This window comes from Mesorhizobium sp. M7A.F.Ca.US.006.04.2.1 (genome assembly GCF_004022915.1).
Taxonomy (GTDB): domain Bacteria; phylum Pseudomonadota; class Alphaproteobacteria; order Rhizobiales; family Rhizobiaceae; genus Mesorhizobium; species Mesorhizobium ciceri.
The window spans coordinates 1-6,213 of the sequence record NZ_RZQA01000337.1 but is presented as its reverse complement, the minus strand read 5'-3'; the positions used below and the strand labels follow the sequence as shown (position 1 = coordinate 6,213).

8 protein-coding genes and 1 pseudogene are annotated in these 6,213 nt (G+C 61.2%); 6 read left to right on the top strand and 3 right to left on the bottom strand.

Features of this window, described 5'->3' with window-relative positions; translation table 11 throughout:
* From EN925_RS18605 to EN925_RS18590, 4 genes are all read left to right on the top strand, one after another.
* On the top strand, positions 1-879 hold an 879-nt coding region (locus EN925_RS18605), incomplete at its 5' end, for an acyl-CoA dehydrogenase family protein (protein WP_164894271.1).
* Between the two features lie 12 nt (positions 880-891).
* On the top strand, positions 892-1,752 hold the full coding sequence (locus EN925_RS18600; RefSeq protein WP_127368464.1) for a MaoC family dehydratase N-terminal domain-containing protein: 861 nt from the start codon (positions 892-894) through the stop codon (positions 1,750-1,752).
* Positions 1,752-2,588 carry a CoA ester lyase gene (locus tag EN925_RS18595; protein ID WP_128336789.1) on the top strand — a complete coding sequence of 279 codons (837 nt, stop codon included), beginning with the start codon at positions 1,752-1,754 and terminating at the stop codon, positions 2,586-2,588. The genes EN925_RS18600 and EN925_RS18595 overlap by 1 nt, the downstream gene beginning before the upstream one ends.
* A gap of 2 nt (positions 2,589-2,590) precedes the next feature.
* Complete coding sequence (locus EN925_RS18590; RefSeq protein WP_127368466.1) at positions 2,591-4,078, top strand: NAD-dependent succinate-semialdehyde dehydrogenase; 1,488 nt, start codon at positions 2,591-2,593, stop codon at positions 4,076-4,078.
* 26 nt (positions 4,079-4,104) lie between these two features.
* Here the strand turns inward: EN925_RS18590 and EN925_RS18585 are convergent.
* Positions 4,105-4,503, bottom strand: a pseudogene (locus EN925_RS18585) (enolase C-terminal domain-like protein); the annotation flags it as partial.
* Positions 4,504-4,628: 125 nt separating this feature from the next.
* On the opposite strand from EN925_RS18585, the gene EN925_RS18580 reads away from it, so the two are divergent.
* Positions 4,629-5,000, top strand: coding sequence for a glycine cleavage T C-terminal barrel domain-containing protein (locus EN925_RS18580; RefSeq protein ID WP_206519172.1), 372 nt, complete (start codon positions 4,629-4,631; stop codon positions 4,998-5,000).
* Positions 4,993-5,568: a sarcosine oxidase subunit gamma family protein gene (locus EN925_RS18575; RefSeq protein ID WP_127368468.1), complete on the top strand. Its 576-nt coding sequence runs from the start codon at positions 4,993-4,995 to the stop codon at positions 5,566-5,568. The genes EN925_RS18580 and EN925_RS18575 overlap by 8 nt, the downstream gene beginning before the upstream one ends.
* 186 nt (positions 5,569-5,754) lie before the next feature.
* On the opposite strand, the gene EN925_RS39695 is transcribed toward EN925_RS18575, so the two are convergent.
* Together EN925_RS39695 and EN925_RS18570 are read right to left on the bottom strand one after the other, a co-directional pair.
* Positions 5,755-5,901 (bottom strand): hypothetical protein, encoded by a 147-nt coding sequence (locus EN925_RS39695; protein WP_164766215.1) that lies wholly within the window; start codon positions 5,899-5,901, stop codon positions 5,755-5,757.
* A gap of 1 nt (position 5,902) precedes the next feature.
* Positions 5,903-6,213: aldehyde dehydrogenase family protein (locus tag EN925_RS18570; protein ID WP_128336788.1), on the bottom strand; the 311-nt coding region annotated here is incomplete at its 5' end.

Here is a 6,213-nt window from a genome sequence, read left to right as displayed (position 1 = left end):
GTGCAGCGCCACGGCAATGAATCGCAGAAGCAGCGCTATCTTCCGCAAATCGCCTCCCGACAATTGAGGCTGCAGGCGTTCGGTGTGACCGAACCGACCAGCGGCACCGACACCACTTCAATCCGTAGCTTCGCGCGCAACGACGGCGATTACTACGTGGTCAACGGCCAGAAGATCTGGACAAGCCGGGCGGAACATTCCGACCTCATGTTGCTGCTCGCGCGCACCACCCCCAAGGATCAGGTGGCCAAACGGACCGAAGGCCTGTCGGTGTTTATTCTCGACATGCGGGAAGCGCTCAAGCAGGGTCTCTCAATCCGGCCGATCCGGACGATGATGAACCATTCCACGACAGAGGTCTTTTTCGACAATGTGAAAATCCCTGCCGAAAACCTGATCGGTGAGGAGGGCAAGGGCTTCCGGTATATCCTCTCCGGGATGAATGCCGAGCGGATCCTGATCGCCGCCGAATGTGTCGGCGACGCAAAGTGGCTGATCAACAAGGCTTCTACCTACGCATGCGACCGCAATGTCTTCGGCCGGGCCATCGGCGCCAACCAGGGCGTCCAGTTTCCCATCGCAAGGGCTTACGCCAACATGCGTGCAGCCGAACTCATGGTCCGCGAAGCCACCCGGCTCTATGAGGCCGGCCAGGACTGCGGCGCTGAAGCGAACATGGCCAAGATGCTGGCTGCTGATGCTTCCAACGAAGCCGCCAACGCCTGTATCCAGACGCATGGCGGCTTCGGGTTCGCCGAAGAGTATGACGTCGAACGCAAGTTTCGCGAAACCAGGCTTTACCAGGTTGCCCCGATCTCGACGAACCTCATCCTGTCCTATCTCTCCGAGCATGTGCTCGGGATGCCGCGTTCGTACTGACGGTCAGGGCCAGTGGACACGACCCAGCAGGACTTATCGGCGCAATGGCATGGCCGTCAGACCGAAAGCATCGATGTTGTTTCGGAGCGCCTCGTAGAGAGCTTCTGCGCCGTTTTTGAACCCCATCTAGCGCCGCTGCCCGCAGATACCGCCCCGTTGGGCATTCATTGGTGCCTGTCGCCGGCCATTGCCGGAATGGGACAGTTGGGGGCTGACGGTCACCCCGCCAAGAATCTGTCTTTGCCGCCCGTGCCGCTGCCGCGCCGCATGTGGGCTGGCGGTGAGCTACAGGTGCATGATCACCTTAGAGTTGGTGACAAAGTCCGCAAGGTCTCTACGATCCAGGACATAGTGCGCAAGCAAGGCCGATCCGGTGAACTCTGGTTCGTCGCGGTCGGCCACACGTACCATTCCGACCGTGGTCTCGCCCTGAGTGAACGACAGGACATCGTCTACCGGGAAGCCGCGGGATTGGGGAATGGCGTGTCTCGAAACACCTCGCCGGCGGCACCCACGACAATCCGGCCAGCAGCGCAAGTGTGGTCTGTCATTCCTTCGTCGACGTTGCTCTTCCGCTATTCCGCGATCACCTTTAATGGTCACCGTATACACTACGACTGGCCTTATGCGACCGAGGCTGAAGGCTACGAGGGACTGGTTGTCCATGGCCCCCTCCAGGCTACGCTCCTTCTCAACCTCGCGGCGTCCCAAGGCGTCGCTATACCCCTGACGTTTCGCTACCGCGGGATAGCTCCGGCGATCGCGGACCGTGCACTGACCGTCAGGGCCGGCGTCGATGGTCGGCGCCTCTGGACACAAGGCGAGGGCGGCGCGGTGCACATGGAAGCCGATATCGATAGGGGTATGGCCTGATGTGTACACAGGGCAACGTGCATTTTACGTCTGTCGCGCCTTTGTTCGTTCCGGCCGATCGGCCAGAGCGTTTTGAAAAGGCCGACCGGTCCGGAGCCGACACGGTCATTATTGATCTTGAGGACGCTGTTGCGCCTGCCGCCAAGGATGGCGCCCGGTCCAATCTTCACCATGCCCTGACATTGCGGAACCCCACCTACGTCCGGGTGAATGGCCAAGACAGCAGCTGGTATGCTGCCGACCTTGCTGCGCTCAGGACACTCGGGCTTCGGCGGATCTGCCTGCCGAAAGCGCAGTCCGCAGCGACCCTCGACGCGGTGGTTCGGGTTTTGGGTGGCGACATCGAGATCATAGCGCTGATCGAGACGGCGCGGGGGCTGGAAGCGGCGGGGGCGTTGGCCGCTCATTCGCATGTCGCCAGGCTGGCCTTCGGACCTGCGGATTTTGCGCTGGACTTGGGTGTTCCCGCCTCTCATGACCTCAAAGCGCATGCCATGATGCGGCTGGCGGTGGCGAGCAGGGCCGCCGGCAAGCCCCTGCCGTTGGATGGCCCATCCTTCGAGGTCACGGACACCGCCAGACTGGCCACCGAATGCCGGCAGGCCTTGGATCATGGGGCCGGGGGGAAGCTTTGCATACACCCTGCCCAGACTTCCCATGTCAGCTCGGCTTTCCAGCCGAGTGACGAGCAACTGCGCTGGGCGCAGCGCGTCGTCGACGCGGCCCGGGACGGCGCAGCGCGCCTTGTCGACGGCAGGATGATCGATGCTCCCATTGTAGCCCAGGCCTGGGCACTACTCGCGCGGGACCGTTCGCAATTTAGTAAAGGTGTCTAACCATGGCCGTATCAGCGACACTCCTCAACAAGATCAAGGACAAGGATCTGATCCGGGAAGCGGGATTGATCGGCAAAGAGTGGCTCGGCCAGTCCCGGTCCGGGCAAACCTTCGAGGTGACCAACCCTTCAAACAGCGAAGTGCTGGCCACGCTGCCCGATTTTACCCGAGCCGAGATCGCCAAGGCGATCGATGTCGCCTATGTCGCCCAGAAGGAGTGGGCTGCCCGCACCGGCAAGGAGCGCGCTGCAGTCATTCGGCGCTGGTACGATTTGACGATCGCCAATCTCGATGACCTGGCGACGATCCTGACCGCTGAAATGGGGAAGCCGTTTGCCGAGTCCAAGGGCGAGATCCTCTACGGCGCGTCCTACATCGAATGGTTTGGCGAAGAGGCCAAGCGCGTCTATGGCGACACCATCCCGGGGCATGCCCGTGACAAGCGGATCGTCGTGATCAAGCAACCTGTAGGGGTTGTCGGCGCCGTTACACCCTGGAACTTTCCCTCAGCGATGGTAGCGCGCAAAATCGCTCCGGCGCTGGCGGCAGGTTGCTCGACCGTCTTCAAACCGGCAGCCCTGACACCACTCTCCGCCCTGGCGCTGGCGGTACTTGCGGAAAGGGCAGGGGTGCCGGCCGGACTGGTGAGCATTGTCCCGATCACGAAAAGCTCGGACTTCGGCGATGAGGTTTGCGAAAACGAGAAGGTCCGCAAACTCACGTTCACCGGGTCGACCGAAGTCGGCCGCACTCTCATGGCGCAAGCCTCCGCGCAAGTCATGAAACTGAGCATGGAACTGGGCGGCAACGCGCCCTTCATTGTCTTCGACGATGCCGATGTCGATGCGGCCGTCGAAGGAGCCATCGTCTCCAAGTTCCGCAATGCTGGCCAGACCTGTGTCTGCGCCAATCGCCTTTACGTGCAGAGCGGCATCTACCAAGAGTTCGCCGACAAGCTCGCGCGTCGCGTCAACACCTTCAAGATCGGTGACGGCTTCGCGGAAGGCACCGACATCGGCCCGCTAGTCGACGACCGCGCCGTATCGAAGGTGAGGCGTCACATTGAGAATGCCGTCTCCCAGGGCGCCAGCATTGTGGCGGGTGGGCCAGACCATCCTCTTGGCGGCAATTTTTTTTGGCCGACCGTCCTGACTGGGGTAACCTCCGAGATGGCGGTGGCCCGTGAAGAAACGTTCGGGCCGTTGGCGCCCTTATTCCGTTTCGAAACCGTCAACGACGTCATTGAGATGGCAAATGATACCGAATTCGGGCTTGCGGCCTATTTCTACGCCAAGGACATGGGCCGCGTGTGGGCCGTTGCGGAGGCCTTGGAATACGGCATGGTCGGCATCAACACCGGCTTGATTTCGACCGAAGTCGCGCCGTTCGGCGGTATCAAGCAGTCGGGTTTTGGCCGGGAAGGCTCGAAATACGGCGTCGATGATTACCTGGAGCTGAAATATTTGTGTTTTGGAGGCCTAACGAGCTAGGGGCAACACAAGCCTTTTCTTGCGTCCTACATATCCGAAAGGCGCGTTGAGAGATCGGGACGTTCAAAGACGGCGGACTGCAGCTCCGTGCCGAGCCCCGGTCCTTCCATCGGAAGAACGTACCCGTCGACGACACGTGGCAACTCGGTGACCAATTCCTTGTACCAGCCAGTATAGAAGGCGCGCACGGATTCCTGGATCAGCGTGTTGGGCTGTGAGAAGGACGAGTGGACTGCCGCCACATACGCCACCGGTCCCGTGCAGTCGTGCGGCGCATAGGGACGATGATAGGTATCGGCCAGTGCTGCGATCTTGCGGCCTTCGGTGAGCCCGCCGGTCCACACCAGGTCCGTCATGACTATGCCGATCGCGCCCGCCTCCAGCATATCCTTGTAGGGGAATCGCGATCCCAGCGTCTCGGAGGCGGGCTGGCTCTGAGTACGACATCATCCCCTTCGGAACCGAGGCGCTGCATGTCCTGCGCGCCGAGCGCGGCTTCGTCGTGGTGGGACAGGACACCGACGGGACGGTCACTCCCATGGATCTTGGGATGGGCTGGATCGTCTCGAAAAAGAAGAGCGACTTCATCGGCAAACGCGGGTTCTCCGCTCCGGAAGTGGCGCGCGAGGGTCGCAAGCAGTTCGTCGGGCTTTTGACCGAGAAGCCCAACTACGTGATTCCGTTTGGCTCGCATCTGGTCGAGAATGCCACCCAGAAACCGCCGCTCAAAACCGTTGGCTGGGTCTGCTCGACCTATTGGTCCGAAACGCTGGGGCGCTCGATCGCACTCGCGTTGGTGGAGAACGGCCGAGCGCGCATCGGCCAGACCTCGACCGTCCGCAACATCAACGGCGATGTGGAAAAGGTAACCCTCACGCAGCCCTGCTTCTTCGATCCAAAGGGAGAACGTGCAAATGCTTAATCGTGTCGGTTTCGAGCCCGTTGAATGCTCACTAATTTCGGCGAAGGCGCCCGTACGCGGCGCGGCAAATCTGGACCAGGTCGACCAATTCGGTGCGATCAACCTGCGCCTGTCCAATGCAAGCCTACCTGCGAAGGTGACGAAGGAATACGGATTGCTGCTGCCCGCGAGCCCCAACACTTTCACTCAAGAAGGTGATGTGACGGTGCTTTGGCTGGGCCCAGACGAGTGGATGATCCATGCGCCTTTCACAAAGACCCACGATCTGAAGCAGGGACTGGAGAGTGAGCTCGCGGACCGGCACGTTGCGGTGACGGATGTCTCGGACAACTCGGTAGCCATGGAACTGGGCGGCCAATCCGCCCGGCGCATTCTTGAGAAGGGCTGCCCGCTCGACCTCCATCCGCGTGCGTTCGGCCCCGGCCAATGTGCGCAGAGCCATTTTCTCCAGGCGGTGATCCTGCTGGCTCAAACCGAAAGCGATCGGTTCCTGCTTCGGGTGCGCCGTTCGATGAGTGAGTACCTGTGGGATGCCCTCGCCGACGCCATCCTGAAGGAAAGTCATTGAGCTGGATTGCCGTGGCGGCGGCATCGCTCCCGCCTCGAACACTTCGTCGATCTTGCGATAGATGTCGAACCGGCCTTCGCCTTTCAACATGAAGAGCTGCGCGGTGCGATAATGTTCGTCGCCCGCTGAAAGAAGTTGCGCGCACTGATCCAGTCGCCGTGAGCCTCGGCCACGCGACCTCGCTCTTCAGATTTGCGTGCATCTTCTATGGCGCGTGAAAATTCCTGCTCCAACGGCGACCGCGTCGCGATGCACGCGCCACATGCCGACGCGGTCGAACAAGTCATAGTTCGCCAGCGAGCGCTCGCCGTCTTTCTCACGGAGATCGGCCACGCTACATCTCGGTCACGAACTTCGTCCGCAGATAGGCGTCGAGGCCTTCGATGCCGCTTTCCGACCCATAGCCGGATTCATGAACGCCGCCGAACGGTGTTTCCGGTGTCGACACCATCATGTGGTTGACGCCGACCATTCCGGCTTCCAACGCCGCCTCGGTCTTTTGGGCAAGGGTGAGATTGCGGGTGAAGACAAAGGAAGCCAGTCCGTAGGGCAGCGAATTGGCCCGCTCGATCATGTCGTCGAAGGTCGAGAAGGTGGTCGTCGGCGCGATCGGCCCGAACGGCTCCTCGGACATGATACGCGCCG